The 362-nt window shown below is 64.4% G+C and carries 1 protein-coding gene; it reads right to left on the bottom strand.

The window, feature by feature from the left end; all coding sequences use genetic code 11:
- Window positions 1-362: HAMP domain-containing protein (locus tag E4K09_RS04095; RefSeq protein WP_134495364.1), on the bottom strand; the 362-nt coding region annotated here is incomplete at both ends.

Here is a 362-nt window from a genome sequence, read left to right as displayed (position 1 = left end):
GTGATCTTCTTGGACAGGTCGCCGTTGGCGACAGCCGTTGTCACCTCGGCGATGTTACGCACCTGGCCGGTCAGGTTCGCCGCCATCATGTTCACGTTCTCAGTGAGATCGCGCCAGACGCCGCCGACGCCCTCCACCTGGGCCTGGCCGCCGAGCTTACCCTCGGAGCCCACCTCCTTGGCCACGCGGGTCACCTCGGAGGCAAACGAGTTGAGCTGGTCCACCATGGTGTTGATGGTGGATTTCAGCGCCAGGATCTCGCCCTTCACGTCGACAGTGATCTTCTTGGACAGGTCACCCCGAGCCACGGCGGTGGTGACCTCGGCGATGTTGCGCACCTGGCCGGTGAGGTTCGCCGCCAT

Origin of the sequence: Microvirga pakistanensis, from assembly GCF_004458765.1 — a bacterium.
Lineage (GTDB): Bacteria > Pseudomonadota > Alphaproteobacteria > Rhizobiales > Beijerinckiaceae > Microvirga > Microvirga pakistanensis.
The sequence above is the reverse complement of the archived record's forward strand: the minus strand, read 5'-3'. Positions and strand labels throughout refer to the sequence as shown.